Source organism: Campylobacter sp. JMF_04 NA10, assembly GCF_027737655.1.
Lineage (GTDB): Bacteria > Campylobacterota > Campylobacteria > Campylobacterales > Campylobacteraceae > Campylobacter_B.
In genome coordinates, this window is record NZ_JAOVTZ010000009.1 from 1 (window position 1) to 15,832 (window position 15,832).

Genomic DNA, 15,832 nt, shown 5'->3' on the forward strand with positions numbered 1-15,832 from the left:
TGTAAGGGGGAGGGCGCGCTTTTTAGGAGACGCTACCCTCCCCCTTACCAACCCCCACCCCTGTAAAACCTTAGAAGTGGCTAAATTTTAAAAAGCGTTGCTTTTTAAAATTTAGCTGGTTTTATTTTTACGGAAATGCTTCGCATTTCTTTGCACTATAAATTAATCACAACACAATTCAGAAATAAGCTAAATTTGGCTATACTACGCCAAATTTTTACAAATTCAGAAAGGGTTAAAATGGTTAGGATTGGTATCCACGGCGGCAGCGGTAGAATGGGAAGTATGATTTATGAGTGTCTGAAAAACTACGAAAACGCGGTAGTTAGCACGATTTATACTATCGAGGAGCTCTCATACAGCCCCAAATGCGTAATCACAGACGATTTGGCGAAATTTTTTGATTCTTGCGATGTGGTGATTGATTTTACCATTAGAGACGGAGCGATAAATTTATTAAAATTCGCCCAAACTCACCCAAAACCCCTTGTCATCGGCACTACTGCCCTAGGCGATGAGGGCGAAGCACTGCTAAAAGAGTGCGCGCAAAAAATGCCAGTTTTTCACGCGACAAATATGAGCCTTGGAGTAGCCGTGCTAAACAAGCTCGTAAATCTAGCTAGCAAGGCTTTGCGCGATTTTGACTGCGAAATAGTCGAAATGCATCACAAACACAAAAAAGACGCTCCAAGTGGCACAGCTATGACGCTTGCTAGCAGCGCCGCTAGCGCGCGAGAGCTTGATATCAAAAGCGTGCGAATTAGCGGGCGCGACGGGCTAATCGGAGAACGGGGTAAAGACGAAATCGCTGTCATGGCGCTTCGTGGTGGCGATATCGTCGGACGCCACACGGTAGGGTTTTACAACGATGGCGAGTATATCGAGCTAAACCATACCGCCACGAGCCGTGCAACCTTCGCCAATGGCGCGATTAAGGCTGGAATTTGGCTTGCCACACAAAAAAATGGCCTTTATAGCATAAATGATTGTTTAGGATTTTAAAATGTGCGCGATAGTAGGAGTTATAAATTCAGCCAATGCGGCTAAAACGGCGGTTTATGGGCTGTTTTCGATGCAACACCGAGGCCAAGAGGCAAGCGGAGTAAGTGCTAATCACAACCACCATATAAACACGGTAAAAGGTCAAGGACTAGTAACTAAAATTTTCACCCCACAAGCCCTTGAAATTTTAAAGGGAAATAGCGCAATCGGCCACAATCGCTACTCCACAGCGGGCAACGAGAGTATCCATGATGCTCAGCCTATTTCAGCAAAATACGCTCTGGGCGAAATTTCAATCGTGCATAATGGAAATTTGATAAACAAAGATAGCGTTAGATCTGAGCTAATCGCCGAAGGAGCGATATTTCAGTCAAATATGGACACAGAAAATATCTTGCATTTAATCGCTAGAAGCAAAGAAAAAAAATTGCAAAACCGCATAATCGAGGCTGTGAAAAAATGCGCTGGGGCGTATTCGCTTCTGATTTTAAGTCGTAGCAAAATGTTTGCCCTGCGCGATCCGCACGGCGTAAGGCCCCTTAGTATCGGAAGACTAAATGACGGCGGATATATCGTAGCAAGCGAAACATGCGCCTTTGATTTGGTGGGAGCGGAGTTTATACGAGATGTGAAGCCCGGCGAAATGGTGATTTTCGAAGAGGGCAAAGACGAGATAAAATCGCTTCAAATTTTCGAAGAGGTTGATCCTAGAATTTGCGCGTTTGAATACATATATTTTGCCCGCCCAGATAGCACTGTCGAGGGCAAAAATGTCTATAATATCCGCAAAAAACTAGGCGCAGTTTTAGCCGAAAAATGCAAAAATATCAAGGCTGATTTTGTCGTCCCTGTCCCAGATAGTGGCGTGCCAGCGGCTTTGGGATACTCAGGCGCAAGCGAGGTGCCTTTTGAGCTAGCGATTGTGAGAAATCACTATGTGGGGCGCACCTTTATCGAGCCGACGCAAGAAATGCGAAATTTAAAGGTCAAACTCAAACTAAACCCTATGAGCGAGGTTTTGAAAGACAAAAGCATAGTCGTCATCGACGATAGTATCGTGCGAGGCACAACTAGCAAAAAAATCGTCGAGCTTCTGCGCCACGCTGGGGCGAGGGAAATTCACATGTGTATCGCAAGCCCAGAAATCAAGCACCCAGATAGATACGGCATAGACACGCCAAGCTATGCCGAGCTAATCAGCGCAAACAAAAGCACCGAAGAGGTGCGCGAGTATATCGGCGCAGACAGCCTGACATTTCTAAGCATAAATGAGCTTGTCGGCGCGCTAGGAGATGAGCGAAAATATTCGCTAATCAGTTTTGACGGAGATTATTTTATAAAGGAGTAAAAATGCCAATCATCAATATCCACCTAACCAAACCAGCCCCAAGCAAGGAATTGCAGGACAAAATCGCTGGCGAAATCACCAAAACAATGGTCGAAAACCTAGGCAAGGTGCCAAGTCGCGTGGTCGTGAAATTCGAATACGACGAGGCTGAGAATTTCTATTTCGGTGGCGAAAGCGTCGCAGATATGCGCAAAAAGGCGCAAAATGGCTGAGACTACATTTAGCGCAGAGGATTTAGCGCGCAAAATCACACTTGCCCCGGGCGATATGGCGCCAAATTTCGCCCTAGAAAACGCCGACGGGGTGCAAATTCGCCTAAGCGATTTTATCGGCAAAAGGGTCGTTTTGTATTTTTATCCTAAGGATAATACGCCCGGTTGCACCACCGAGGCTTGCGAATTTAGCGAGCTTTGGGATAAATTTATCGCCGAGGACGCCCTGATTATAGGCATTAGCCCAGATAGTGTGAAATCACACGCAGGTTTCATTGCCAAGCAAAGCCTGCGCCATATCTTACTAAGCGACCACGAACGCGAAGTTGCCAAGGCTTATGGCGTGCTTCAAGTGCGCAAAAACTACGGGCGCGAGTATCTAGGGATCGTGCGCTCGACATTTCTAATCGGCAAAGACGGCAAAATCGAAAAAGTCTATAAATCTGTCAAAGCCAAAGACCACGCCGCAAAGGTGCTTGGCGACATTTTGGCGCAAAAATAAACAAAATTTAAGCGCAAATTTGGGGTAAAATTTAGAAATTTTAGTGAATTTCAAAATTTGCCCCTTTTTAAATTTAGCCAAAATTTAGCCGAATTTACAGGGGAAATCAATGAAAAAATTTTTAATTTTTATCTGCGCTTTGGGGGTTTTGTGTGGCGCGCAGGGCGAAAATTTGACCAAAGAGCAAATTTTGCAAAAATACTCTGCCCCCACGCCCAAACTTTGGGGCGAGGAATTGCAGGGCGTGATTAAAAATTTCAAAACCGACAAAAAGCAAGTCGCCCTCACGCTCGATCTGTGCGGAAGCAAAACGGACGATTTGGACGAGCGAATCGTGGGATTTTTAGAAAAACACAGCCTAAAAGCGACATTTTTTGTAAATTTGCGCTGGATAGAGAAATTCCCGCAAAAATTCGAGCGTTTGCGCCAAAATCCAAATTTCGAAATCGAAAATCACGGCACCGCACACTCCCCAGCCTCGCTAAATGGGGCTAGCATTTACGGCATAAAGGGCACGGCGAATGCTGGCGAACTATACGATGAAATCGCGCGAAACGCGGAATTAATCGCAAGGCTTACTGGCGCGCGCCCGAAATTTTACCGCTCAGGCACGGCGTATTACGATGAGCTTGCCGTGGCGCAGATTTATGATATGGGATACGCGCCCGTGGGATTTAGCGTGCTAGGAGATGCTGGGGCTACGATGAGCGCGGAAGGGGCGCGCACCGCTGTGTCTAGTGCGCGCGGCGGCGACATCATCATCGCTCACGCAAACCACCCCCAAAAGCCAAGTGGCGCAGGCGTGGTGGGGGGCCTTAAAATTTTGGTTAAAAATGGCTTTGAGTTCGTGCGATTAGACGAGGTTTTGGAGTAAATTTCGCCTGTTTTGTCATCGGCAAAATTTGCGAAATATTTTGTGGCGATTCAGAGAAATTCCCTAGCCCTTGATTTGTCATTGCGAGCAAGCCTGCTTGCGTGGCAATCTACGAGCTTGAAATTCAAAGTCAGCGTTTTGGCTAATTTCATTGAATTTTAAAATTTTGCGAATTTAGCGATTGGCGATTTTAATTCGTAGATTGCTTCGTCAAGGCTACGCCTTTCCTCGCAATGACAGATTTGGCAAAATTTGCGTTCAATGCGTCATTGCAAAAATGCAAAACATTTCGTATCGTGTATAACCGATACGACCTGAAAGGAAAATTTATGGACTTAATTATAACTTTTGTATTTGCCGCTTATGTAGTAGTAAGCGTTATAATATGCGTTATTGTGGGTGCAGTTTCAAAAAGCAATAAAGCAGTGGCTATATCTGTTGCCTTATGTATTTTAGTGCCGTTTTACGATGTCGTTCCTACTAGGATTATCGCAAATAAATATTGCCAAATAGAGCCTAAATCCAAGATTGATAAAATTGTAGAATATCCAAAAAGTGTATATGTCAAAATTGACAACGCCGAAGTTGGTGATATACATACTAGCTTAAATTTAATAGAGGCTTTATTAGACGGAATTCATATTGAAAAAATTATAATCGAGTGTAATAGCAAAATAACGGATAAATATAAATGCAATGCTGGAAAAATAGAAGAAGTATATTTTGATAAAAATTCGACCCATTACACGCAATACATAAATTTAATTTCACAATATCAAAATTTACACGCCGATAAATCAGCTCAATTTCACTTTTATAAAGAAAATGAAAAGGCTATCAAAGAAGCCAAATTTAAAATAACAAAACGCAATGAAGTGGAAAAAGATAGAGATATTATCAAAAATTACAACTATTCTATAATAATAAATAAAAGTGAAAAAATCTCTGATAGTTTATTTGAAAATGCTTTTTATCATATCGTAAATGTATCTATTGTAGAAAATAAAACGGAAAAAGAGATAGCTTTTTGGAAAATGTATATTAGAAATAAAGAAGCGACTTTTATTTTCCCTGAAATATTAATGCCACATTTGGCCGATGATTACCAATTTACAAGAAAAGTATGTGGCAAAATACAAGAGATAGAAAAAGTCTTTGATATGGATAAATGGAGCAAAGGTTTGTCTATTTATATTTATCAATAATTATTTAAAATAAAATTTTTAATAAGGAGAAATCTAATGAATACATTAGAACAAAACATTACGGAATTTGGGCTGTTAGCCGAAATGGCTTATTTAAAGCACAATAAAATTTTTAAAAAGTGAAATGGGTGCATTTTGTGAATTTGAAACAAAAATATAGAATTTGTAGAAATAAGGCTTCTTAAATGCTGCTAGTTTATCCATTTTATATACTTTTTTTTATTTTTTTATTTAAAAAATTTAAAATAAAAGTAAATAAGTTTGTGTTGATTTTAATTGTATTGTTGCCGTGGTGTGGGTTTATTATATCAAAACCAATAGCTTATGGTTTGTGTAAAAAAAACGAAAATTTTATTTTACAAACTACATTGGAAAGAATAAATTTAAATGATTATAATATAACCACTACGCAAATTAATTTTAATCCTTTTTTTGATTTATTCATTAGTGGCAAACAAATAAGTATTGTGGATAAAAACGGCAAAGTAATAATGTCTGAAAATATTATTTATGATAAATTTGGTTATCCTTTTTTAAATACTGGAAGCGGGGAATTTTGGTTTCAAAGCACTAAGAAGTGTGGAGATGAGTATAAATTTAGTAATAAAATATTTTACAAGGAATAAAAATAAATAATTTAACTAAATTTAGCCCAAAAATGGGCTAAATTTAGAATTTTAGTGTTTTGACAAATAATTTGTATCGTAGTCGTTGTTGATAAAATCAGGGTTATTCATCATAGCGATGTGGAAATCGCGGGTCGATTTGATACCGCCGATGACGAGCTGGGATAGTGCGATTTTCATCTTCGAAATCGCGCGAAGCCTGTCTTTGTCATGCACGATGAGCTTGCCAATCATACTATCGTAAAATGCCGGCACGCTGTACCCCTCATACACATGGCTATCCATACGCACATTGCGCCCACCTGGGGCTATGTAGCGAGTGATTTTGCCCGGATTTGGCATGAAGCTTTTCGGATCTTCGGCTGTGATTCTGCACTCGATCGCATGTCCGCTAAATTTAATCTCGTCTTGTCTAGGGAGCTTATGACCCTCGGCTACACGAATCATTTGCTCGATCAGATCAAGCCCTGAGCGCATTTCGCTGACTGTATGCTCGACCTGCAAGCGCGTATTCATTTCGATGAAATAAAATTTCTTATCCTTGCTGTCGTATAAAAACTCAAATGTTCCCGCACTGACATAGCCAATCGCCTTAGTCGCGCGAACAGCTGTTTCTAGGAGCTTGGCGCGGGTTTCATCGTCGAGTATCACTGCTGGACTCTCTTCGATTAACTTTTGGTGGCGGCGTTGCATAGAGCAGTCGCGCTCGCCCACATGCAGGACATTTCCGTGCTCGTCGCCGATGACTTGAACCTCGATATGGCGCGGATTTGTGATGTATTTTTCCATATACATTGTCCCGTCACCAAACGCGCTCATAGCCTCGCTCTCAGCCGACCAAAAAAGCTTTTCTAAATCCTCTTCTCTCTCGACCACTCTCATACCGCGTCCGCCACCACCAGCGGCTGCTTTGATGATGACAGGATAGCCGATTTCCTTGGCTAGTTTGCGCGCAGCCTCGACATCGGCAATCGCACCATCTGATCCTGGCACTACTGGGATTCCAGCTCTCATCATTACTTGCTTAGCCTTGCTTTTATCGCTCATTAGCGTCATAGCTTCAACACTTGGGCCGATAAATTTAATACCGTGTTTAGCGCAAATTTCGACGAAATTTTGATTTTCGCTCAAAAATCCATAACCAGGGAAAATCGCATCAGCCTCTGTCAGCTCGCATGCTGTGATGATTGCGGGGATATTTAGGTAGCTATCGGTTGAGCGTGGCCCACCTATGCAGATCGCAGCATCAGCGTATTTGACATAAAGCGCGTCTTGGTCGGCTGTTGAATGCACGACAATGGCCTTTTTGCCCATTTCCTGAATAGTGCGAAGTGCGCGAAGTGCTATCTCACCGCGGTTTGCGATAAGAATTTTATTTAGCTCTTTCATAGCTTTTCAACCTCAAATAGCGACATAGCGTATTCTACTGGCTGTCCGTCCTCTACTAGCGATTTGATGATACGACAATCAAACTCAGCCTCGACCTCGTTCATAATCTTCATCGCTTCGATAATGCCGATAGTATCGCCTTTATGCACGACTTGACCAGCACTTACAAATGGGTTTGCGCCCGGACTTGCAGCCTTGTAAAAAGTGCCAACCATAGGGCTATCGATAGTATCCATACTAGCCTTGCTAGCTGCGTGAGAGTCGCCTACGACGACATTTACAGCTGGCACAGCAGCCGGGGCGTGCGGTGCAGGTGTGGCACATGCTGCGCCGGTCTCGATATCTGCGCCGAATTTTTTAATTTCGATTTCAAAATCGTCGTTTTTAATTTTAATCTTGCTCAGAGATGATTTTTCGTCGAAGAAAGTCATCAATTCCTTAATATCTTCTTGTTTCATTTATTTCTCCTAAAAATAGAAATTCCAAAGGCGCATTTTACCTAAATTTAGTTAATTCTTACATTAAATTTAAATTTGGCGAAATTTTGTGAAATTTGAAATTGAGTAAAATTTAAAAAAGGGCGCAAAATCTGCGCCCAAGAGTTATTAATGAGTAGCGTAAATTTCAGCAATTTTCGCTTTGTCTAGACCTTTTGAAAGGGCAAGTTGAAGCAATACTCTTGCTTTTGCAGCATTTAGGTTATCGCTTGTCAAAAAGCCGTATTTTGCGTCATCGACCTCTGCGCCAACGCTTGTTGAGCCTGAACCTGTGCGTGAAGCGCGAACTACGACAACGCCAGCTTCGCTAGCTTTTGCAAGTGCTGCTTCGACGGTTGGAAAAGGATTTCCGTTGCCCATACCAGCTAGCACGATACCTTTGGCGCCATTTGCAACAGCAGTTTCAACGAAATCAGCGACATCTTGTGCGTGAGCGAACAAAATATCAACGCGTGGAAGCTCTTTTACATCTTTGATGTTAAATACACTATCGACTGTGTGTTTGCGAAGTGGATTCATATAGAAATTTACGATTCCGTAATTTACGGTGCCGATTTTGCCTGCGTTTGGTGAAGCAAATGTATCAACAGCAGTTGTGTTTGTTTTAGTTACTTCGCGTGCAGCGTGAATTTCGTCGTTCATTACGACCATTACGCCTTTTTCGCGAGCGCTTGGGTTGATTGCGACATTTACGCCATTAAAGATATTTAGCGGACCATCTGCGCTTAGTGAAGTGCCAGATCTCATCGCGCCAACCATTACGATAGGTTTTTTAGTTTTTACGACTAAATTTAGAAAATATGCTGTCTCTTCCATAGTATCAGTTCCGTGAGTGATGACTACGCCATCGACATCGTTTTTCGTAAGTAGCTCATTTACGCGGTTTGCTAGTTTTAGCCAAACTTCATCGTTCATCTCTTGTGAGCCGATTTGTGAAATTTGCTCACCTTTGACATTTGCAATGTCGTTGATTTGAGGAACGGCAGCTAGCAATTCATCGACAGTTTTTGTGCCTGATGTGTAATCACCGCTAACAGCGCTATCGCCTCCACCAGCGATTGTGCCACCTGTGGCCAAAATGTAGATATTTGGTTTAGCTGCAACTAGTGATGAAGCGATAAAAAGCGCAGCGAACGCGAATTTGCCTAAGATTTTCATCTTGTCTCCTTAAAATTTGATAAATTTCTGCATTTAATTGCAAAATTAAATTTGAATTATAGCACCAAATTTGTAAATCGTGGAATTTTATTGCTATAATGCGCGAAAAATTTTTCAGTTTAAGGATAAATATGGGACTAAAAAGCGATAAATGGATTAGAGAAATGTCGCAAAAGCACGCTATGATAGTGCCATTTGCCGAAGAGCAAGTGGGAAAAGGCGTAGTAAGCTATGGCGTATCAAGCTACGGATATGATATCAGAGTGGGAAATGAATTTAAAATTTTCACAAATATCGGTGGCACGGTCGTCGATCCTAAGAATTTCGACGAAAAAAATGTCGTGGATTTCGTAGGCGATATCTGCATTGTCCCGCCAAATTCTTTCGCGCTAGCTCGCACAATCGAGTATTTTAATATGCCCTCCAATGTGCTTGCAATCTGCCTTGGCAAAAGCACTTACGCAAGGTGCGGAATCATCGTAAATGTAACGCCTTTTGAGCCGGGATTTAAGGGGCATATCACGATCGAAATCTCAAACACAACCCCGCTTCCAGCCAAAATTTACGCAAACGAGGGAATCGCGCAGGTGCTGTTTTTGCAAGGCGATGAGCCGTGCGAAGTAACATACGCTGACAAAAAGGGCAAATATCAAGCCCAAGAGGGCATTACGCTACCAAGAATTTTAAAATAAGAGAGAAATATGAAAAATTTAGTCATAGTTGAATCACCAGCCAAAGCCAAAACGATAAAAAAATTTTTAGGCGAAGATTACGAAGTAATCGCTAGCAAAGGTCATATCCGCGACCTTCCGCAGAAAAAATTTGGCATTAAAATCGACGGCAACAAATTTAGCCCCGAATACGAAATCAGCACCGATCACGAAGCGATCGTATCGCAGATAAAAAATTTAGCCAAAAAAGCAGGTCAAATTTACCTAGCAACCGACGAGGATAGAGAGGGAGAGGCGATAGCATACCATATCGCAGAATCAATCGGCAAAGCCCCAACCAGCCTGCCTCGCATTGTATTTCACGAAATCACAAAAAGCGCGATTGATAACGCCATAAACTCACCACGCACGCTCGATATGAATAGCGTAAATGCCCAACAAGCGCGTCGCTTGCTAGATCGCATAGTAGGATACAAGCTAAGTCCGCTACTAAACACCAAAATCCAAAGAGGGCTAAGCGCTGGGCGTGTCCAAAGCGCGGCTTTAAAAATCATTGTCGATAAAGAGCGCGAGATAAGGGCGTTTGTGCCAGTGGAATACCACAGCATAGACGCTGTTTTTAAGAAAAAGCTAGAAGCTGAATTTGTCAAATTTAACGGCGAAAAAATGGAAAAACTATCCATAAAAACAAAGTCAGAGGCTAATAAAATTCTAAAAATTTTAAAAAGCGAAGAATTTAGCGTTAGCGCGATTGAGAGCAAATCTCGCAAAACAGCCCCAAGCGCGCCGTTTATGACAAGCACGCTTCAACAAGCAGCCTCGACTAGCCTTGGCTTTAATCCGCGCAAGACTATGAGCCTAGCCCAAAGCCTGTATGAGGGGGTGAATACGAATTTTGGCGGTGCGATTACATATATGAGAACAGATAGTCTAAATTTAGCCAAAGAGGCCGTTGCTGCCGCACGCGATATGATCGAAAAAACCTATGGCGCGCAGTATCTGCCAAAATCGCCAAACATTTACACCACCAAATCCAAAGGCGCGCAAGAAGCCCACGAGGCGATTCGCCCTACAAACATAGCCTTTACGCCACAAATGGCAAAGGCTACGCTCCCACGCGACGAAGCTAGGCTTTATACGCTGATTTATAACCGTTTCATCGCATGCCAAATGAGCGCTTCTACCTCAGATATCCAAACAATCACGATTTGCGGAGAGAGCGCCGAATTTCGCATAAGCGGGCGCAAGGTTACATTTGACGGATTTTACAAGGTTTATGGCGATTTAGATAAGGATAAAATTTTGCCTGAGCTTAAAAAAGGCGATAAAATGGAGCTTGAAAGCCTAGGAAGCCAACAGCATTTCACCGAAGCACCAGCTAGGTATTCAGAAGCTAGTTTGATTAAAAAGCTAGAAAGTCTAGGCATTGGCAGACCAAGCACTTATGCCCCTACTATCACGCTTCTAACATCGAAAAAATATGTCGAAATCGACAAAAAACAACTAATCCCAGCCGAGGTCGCCTTTAAAATCACCGAGGTTTTGGAGGGGCATTTTAAAAATATCGTTGATAGCAATTTCACCGCCAAAATGGAAGAAAAACTCGACGAAATCGCCGAAAATAAGGCTGATTGGCAAGAAATTTTGGCGAATTTTTACTACCCATTTATGGACGAAATCGCCAAAGGCAAGAGCGAAATCGCTAGCCAAAAAATCTCCGAACCAATCGGCGAAAAATGCCCACAATGTGGCAAAGAGCTAGTAAGGCGCGCTGGCAGGTTTGGCGAGTTTATCGCGTGCGAGGGCTATCCGAAATGCAAATACTCTCGCAATCTAGGTGAGAGCGCAGACGAGGCAAGCAAATCTGAGCCTGAAAAAATCGGCGAGAAATGCCCACAATGTGGCAAAGAGTTAGTCAAGCGCGCTGGGCGTTTTGGCGAGTTTATCGCGTGCGAGGGCTATCCGAAATGCAAATACTCTCGCCAAATCGAAGGCGCAGCCAAAGCCCCAGCCAAAAAGGCCACCAGCACCGGCGTAATCTGCCCAAAATGCGCCAAAGGCGATGTGGTCGAGAGATTTTCGCGCAGGGGGAAATTTTATGGTTGCTCGAACTATCCAAAGTGCGATTTTGTGAGCAACTACGCCGTGCTTTCGCGCAAATGCCCTGAGTGCCAAAACACCTACATGGTGCGAAAAGAGCTTAAAAAAGGCAATTTCGCCGAGTGTCCGAAATGCAAATTTAAAGAGGGAATCGAATAAACAAATTTAGCCATTGCCAAATTTGGCGTGGCTAAATTTCGAAATTTAACCAAAATGAGCGAAATTTTAATTTTAATCACGCTAGGATTTTTCATATTTACCTCGCCGTATCTAGCCAAAGTGCTAAAAATCCCAGTCTCGCCCACAGAGATAATCCTAGGCATAATCGCTGGAAATTTAGGCCTGCTTTATGCCAATCCCACCTTTGATTTCGCCTCTAAAATCGGGTTTTATTACCTTATGTTTTTGGCTGGGGCGGAAGTGGATTTTCGCTTTTTGTTTAAAATTTCGCGCCAAATTTTAAAAAAATCGCTTCTGTTTTTGGCTCTACTTTATATCTTGGGCGCGATTTTGGTAGCGATTTTTGATTTGCCAAATTTAATCATCATCGCCGTGCCACTTATGAGCGTGGGACTGCTCTCGACGCTGTATAAGGACTACGGCAAGGACGAAGAGTGGCTCAATCTAGCCATGCTAGTAGGCGTGCTTGGCGAGATAGTAAGCATCGTAGCCCTTAGCGTGGTGGGGATTTACCTAAAAGACGGCTTTGGGGCGAGCATGCTGCTTAAAATCGGCTCGCTTGTGGGATTTATCGGCGCAATCGCGTTAGTGTTTAAGTCCCTAGAAATGGTGTTTTGGTGGTATCCGAGCCTAAAAACCATAATCATGCCACACTATGACAAAAACGAAAAAGACATACGCTTTGCTATGGCGATTTTTTGCCTAATTTGCGCGAGCGCGTCGTGGCTAGATATCGAAATCTTTATCGCAGCCTTCATCGCGGGGGCGTTTTTGCCGACATTTTTCTCGCACAAAGAGGGCCTCGTGCCAAAGCTATCGTCGTTTGGCTTTGGCTTTATCGTGCCGATATTTTTCATACACACAGGCGCAGCGGTCGAGCTGGACGCACTGCTAATGCCCGGGGTTTTGAAATTTTGCCTGCTGCTAGCTGGGATAATGATTTTTACGAGAATTTTATGCGCTGGGGTGTTTTGGGAGATACTGCACGCGCGAGCAGGCGCACTTTTTGCGCTTAGCCTCTCAATGCCACTGACGCTTTTGATCGCGACTGCGACGCTGTTTTTCGAGGCAAATTTCATAAGCAAAGAGATTTATTACGCAATGATTGTGGCTTCGCTGATAGAAGCCTTAGTTTGTATGATTGGGATAAATTTGATATATAATAGAACAAAGCAAAAATCATAAAAGCTTTCTTGGAAATTTTCCAAAGAAAGCTTTTATGGATTTGTCAGAGTTAGGTTTATGATATCTCTTAAAATTCATCATACATAGACGATCTTTTAGATGAACTTTGAGCTTTTTCTATTCCACCGCCATTGTATGAATTATTAGACTTTGTCGCGGATTTACCATTAGATTTGATTGCTGCCGTATCTTCTGCCATTGATTGCTGCATAGCCCTAGTTGCTGTTTCTGCTGCCTTTAAGGTCTTGCTATTAAAGCCAACCGTAACACTACATTCTTTTGTTTCAATTGAAGCTATTTTTTCTATTACCACGACACCGCGCAATGCTGCCTCGGCATTGTTTTGTATCCGCGAAGTTTCGGTTATAAGCGCTTCTCTGTTTATGCTTTCTGACTCATTGCCATTATTTATTTGTGCTGTTTCGGCTTGTTGTAGCAACTCATCAACTACCTCATTTGTAGTAATTTGCTCTTTAAAAAATTTAGCTATATCAGCCTTAGCCTTCAACTCGGCTTTTTTTAAGCAAGATTGTTTATCTCTTACATCGCCTATTTTCATAATATCTTCACCTGTGGCTTTTAGTTTAATATTTCCGTTTTCGTCAATATCAACCGAATCTATACCAGCATTTGCAATTGCAAAAATAACAAAAATAGATAAAATTTTTTTCATTTTAACCCCCCTAATCGTTGCATTCGTTTTTCTTAGTATAAAGAAAATCTACTTCAATTTTATTTGTGTTTGCTATATCTTGTTCATCCAATTGTATTATTATATGCAATATCAACTCTTTTGTATTTAGCATTAAAAATTCGTTACCATTGCTCTCATGTATTGGATCTATTAAATATGGTATTTCTGAAAGAAGCCAATGCATAGCAGGTTCTTCATAAATATTCATATAAACATAGCCGCCCCAACGAGAATCATTTCGCCCTTTAAAATAATATTCTACATTGTTTTTTTTATCTTCCTCTGTAAATTTTTTTATTTTTTTTAATTTATAAGCATACTCTATCCATCCATTAGCTACTCTATCGCGGTCTTGATTTTTTTCTATACTATAAGGAGAATATCTTTTACTTCCACTGCTAATAGGAGAACATTTCTTAATCCAAAGTTCATTTTCACTGTCAATAAGTTTAAACATAAGTCCATATACACGGATATTCTCCAGTTGCTTCTTAAATAGTTCTTTGCGAATATACTCATCGGTAATAGCAAATAAACGATTATCTATCACAAAATCAGCATGCTTCATATTTTCTTCGCTATAGCTTAATTTTTCAGAAAATTGACTTATAATTTTTTCTGTTTTTTTTGCAAAATTCTCATTCATTTTAATTTTTATTTTAGCAACAAACAAATCTTTAGAAGGGATATTAAAATCCGATAAAGCATTGTATGTTAATCGGAAAAGTCTTCCTTTTTCGCTTCTTGATTTCATCAAATCGCTTCTATCTATTGGCTGTAAATCTAAAATTTCAAGATCATAAGCATACCCATTTTTAAAGGGTTCAACTATCTCATCTATAATCAATTTCTCGGCATTTTCTTTTTTGTTAGCCATATCTTCGGAATAATTTTTTAAAACACCAGAGCTTAAATCCAGTGCATTTATATTTAACTTACTTAGCGTCCCCAAAACTTTATTTTTCTCTAATTTTACATCGGCTTGAACTTTATAAATTCCACCATCATTTACTTCGGAAATCTGTTGGTAATCAAGCACATAAGCGTTTGAATAATTCATAATTTCTTGACTTAGCTCGTCATTATTCAACTCTTCTTTGGAAACTAATAATTCGCCTACACCAAATCTCATAGCATTTTGAATGGCGTCTTTTTTTGCTATTTCTAAACTTTCACCTGCACCGCTTATATTTCTTACATAAATTACATTTTCGTCTATTTGTTTCTCTGTTTCGTGCGAAGAAACTTCGTTTGATTCTTTTTTCAATACAAATGACCCATCAGCCAACAAAGCACCGCAAGAAAAACAAACAAAAAATAAAAATAATAATTTTTTTATCTTCATCTTAAAAAACCTTTCAAAATAAAACTGTCATTATACCCCCCCCCCCACTTAAAATAATTTAAAATTTACTAAATTTAACACACTACGAGCGGTTGTAAAATTTGTTTATTGACACAAGAAGCTGTTTCAATAGTGACAAAGTAATTAAAAAATTTCTTTAACTTTAATTTGTCATCACAAGAATTTTTCGTTAGCAATATTCGCGTAATCTTAGAATTTAAACTTCATTTTTTAATCACAAAAAGCTAGCTTATCGCCATTTTTTTAGTTTTTTATACTCATCGCAGGCGGATGCATAGCCAAGGTCGCAAGATTTGCCAAAATAATATTTGGCTCTGGTTTTGTTGCGATCTGCATAGACCCCAGCGATAAAGCACGCGATTTCATGCCCCAAGTCACAGGCTTTTTGGGCAAATTCTTCGGCTTTTGCCTCATCGCGCTCCACACCTTTGCCGTAATAATACGCCTCGCTTAGCCTCGCGCAAGCCAAAGCTTTGCCGTGCTCATTACACCAAAATTCATTGAGGCTCAAATTTCCAAAATGATAAGAGGCATTTTTATCACCGACCCTATCCACCCACGATCGTATCGTCTCATGGCATTTGTTTAAATTTTAAAATTCTGAAAAATACTAATCCTGTAATTGATTTAAAATTTGATTGACATAAAATTTTAATTGATTTAAAAAAGCATAAGAATAAAACAAAGTCCGCAACGACCTACTTTCCCCGTCCCAGTAAGGGATAGTATCATCAGCCATGATGAGCTTAGCTTCTTGGTTCGGTATGGAGCAAGGCGTTTCCTCATCTGTATAGTCACGGACAGTGTTAAAAAAGGAAACTTT

At 41.0% G+C, this 15,832-nt stretch carries 16 protein-coding genes and 1 rRNA gene; 10 read left to right on the plus strand and 7 right to left on the minus strand.

Features of this window, described 5'->3' with window-relative positions:
• Nucleotides 1–240: 240 nt before the first annotated feature.
• The 7 genes from dapB to OFO12_RS07970 all read left to right on the plus strand — a co-directional run bounded on the left by dapB (nucleotide 241) and on the right by OFO12_RS07970 (nucleotide 5,769).
• Nucleotides 241–1,002, plus strand: coding sequence for a 4-hydroxy-tetrahydrodipicolinate reductase (gene dapB / locus OFO12_RS07940; protein ID WP_270870103.1), 762 nt, complete (start codon nucleotides 241–243; stop codon nucleotides 1,000–1,002).
• 1 nt (nucleotide 1,003) lies between these two features.
• Nucleotides 1,004–2,350 carry an amidophosphoribosyltransferase gene (gene purF, locus OFO12_RS07945; protein WP_270870104.1) on the plus strand — a complete coding sequence of 449 codons (1,347 nt, stop codon included), beginning with the start codon at nucleotides 1,004–1,006 and terminating at the stop codon, nucleotides 2,348–2,350.
• A gap of 2 nt (nucleotides 2,351–2,352) precedes the next feature.
• Nucleotides 2,353–2,562 carry a tautomerase family protein gene (locus OFO12_RS07950; protein ID WP_270862507.1) on the plus strand — a complete coding sequence of 70 codons (210 nt, stop codon included), beginning with the start codon at nucleotides 2,353–2,355 and terminating at the stop codon, nucleotides 2,560–2,562.
• 34 nt (nucleotides 2,563–2,596) lie between these two features.
• The gene (bcp, locus tag OFO12_RS07955; protein ID WP_270870116.1) at nucleotides 2,597–3,064 is read left to right on the plus strand and encodes a thioredoxin-dependent thiol peroxidase; all 468 of its coding nucleotides are present in this window, start codon (nucleotides 2,597–2,599) and stop codon (nucleotides 3,062–3,064) included.
• Nucleotides 3,065–3,173: 109 nt separating this feature from the next.
• A complete protein-coding gene (locus OFO12_RS07960) occupies nucleotides 3,174–3,938 on the plus strand; it encodes a polysaccharide deacetylase family protein (RefSeq protein WP_270870105.1) in 765 nt (254 codons plus the stop codon).
• Nucleotides 3,939–4,267: 329 nt separating this feature from the next.
• A complete protein-coding gene (locus tag OFO12_RS07965; RefSeq protein ID WP_270870106.1) occupies nucleotides 4,268–5,143 on the plus strand; it encodes a hypothetical protein in 876 nt (291 codons plus the stop codon).
• A gap of 185 nt (nucleotides 5,144–5,328) precedes the next feature.
• Nucleotides 5,329–5,769 carry a hypothetical protein gene (locus tag OFO12_RS07970; protein ID WP_270870107.1) on the plus strand — a complete coding sequence of 147 codons (441 nt, stop codon included), beginning with the start codon at nucleotides 5,329–5,331 and terminating at the stop codon, nucleotides 5,767–5,769.
• A 51-nt stretch (nucleotides 5,770–5,820) separates the two neighbouring features.
• On the opposite strand, the gene OFO12_RS07975 is transcribed toward OFO12_RS07970, so the two are convergent.
• The 3 genes from OFO12_RS07975 to OFO12_RS07985 all read right to left on the minus strand — a co-directional run bounded on the left by OFO12_RS07975 (nucleotide 5,821) and on the right by OFO12_RS07985 (nucleotide 8,813).
• Nucleotides 5,821–7,158 carry an acetyl-CoA carboxylase biotin carboxylase subunit gene (locus OFO12_RS07975; RefSeq protein ID WP_270870108.1) on the minus strand — a complete coding sequence of 446 codons (1,338 nt, stop codon included), beginning with the start codon at nucleotides 7,156–7,158 and terminating at the stop codon, nucleotides 5,821–5,823.
• The gene (gene accB, locus OFO12_RS07980) at nucleotides 7,155–7,616 is read right to left on the minus strand and encodes an acetyl-CoA carboxylase biotin carboxyl carrier protein (protein WP_270859945.1); all 462 of its coding nucleotides are present in this window, start codon (nucleotides 7,614–7,616) and stop codon (nucleotides 7,155–7,157) included. Before accB ends, OFO12_RS07975 begins: the two co-directional genes overlap by 4 nt.
• A 147-nt stretch (nucleotides 7,617–7,763) precedes the next feature.
• Nucleotides 7,764–8,813, minus strand: a complete 1,050-nt coding sequence (locus OFO12_RS07985) for a type II asparaginase (protein ID WP_270870109.1) — start codon at nucleotides 8,811–8,813, stop codon at nucleotides 7,764–7,766.
• Nucleotides 8,814–8,944: 131 nt separating this feature from the next.
• On the opposite strand from OFO12_RS07985, the gene dcd reads away from it, so the two are divergent.
• The 3 genes from dcd to OFO12_RS08000 are packed head-to-tail and all read left to right on the plus strand — an operon-like array spanning nucleotide 8,945 to nucleotide 12,949.
• On the plus strand, nucleotides 8,945–9,505 hold the full coding sequence (dcd, locus tag OFO12_RS07990) for a dCTP deaminase (protein ID WP_270870110.1): 561 nt from the start codon (nucleotides 8,945–8,947) through the stop codon (nucleotides 9,503–9,505).
• A 9-nt stretch (nucleotides 9,506–9,514) separates the two neighbouring features.
• Nucleotides 9,515–11,743, plus strand: a complete 2,229-nt coding sequence (gene topA / locus OFO12_RS07995; protein WP_270870111.1) for a type I DNA topoisomerase — start codon at nucleotides 9,515–9,517, stop codon at nucleotides 11,741–11,743.
• Nucleotides 11,744–11,797: 54 nt separating this feature from the next.
• Entirely contained in the window at nucleotides 11,798–12,949 is a 1,152-nt protein-coding gene (locus OFO12_RS08000) for a cation:proton antiporter (RefSeq protein WP_270870112.1), read from the plus strand.
• Nucleotides 12,950–13,016: 67 nt separating this feature from the next.
• Here OFO12_RS08000 and OFO12_RS08005 read toward each other — a convergent pair whose 3' ends face one another.
• The 4 genes from OFO12_RS08005 to rrf form a co-directional block, all read right to left on the minus strand.
• Nucleotides 13,017–13,622: a hypothetical protein gene (locus OFO12_RS08005; RefSeq protein WP_270870113.1), complete on the minus strand. Its 606-nt coding sequence runs from the start codon at nucleotides 13,620–13,622 to the stop codon at nucleotides 13,017–13,019.
• Nucleotides 13,623–13,632: 10 nt separating this feature from the next.
• The gene (locus OFO12_RS08010; protein WP_270870114.1) at nucleotides 13,633–14,988 is read right to left on the minus strand and encodes a viral A-type inclusion protein; all 1,356 of its coding nucleotides are present in this window, start codon (nucleotides 14,986–14,988) and stop codon (nucleotides 13,633–13,635) included.
• A gap of 250 nt (nucleotides 14,989–15,238) precedes the next feature.
• Nucleotides 15,239–15,565, minus strand: a complete 327-nt coding sequence (locus OFO12_RS08015) for a tetratricopeptide repeat protein (protein WP_270870115.1) — start codon at nucleotides 15,563–15,565, stop codon at nucleotides 15,239–15,241.
• 129 nt (nucleotides 15,566–15,694) lie between these two features.
• Nucleotides 15,695–15,811, minus strand: a 5S ribosomal RNA gene (rrf, locus tag OFO12_RS08020).
• Nucleotides 15,812–15,832 lie beyond the last annotated feature (21 nt).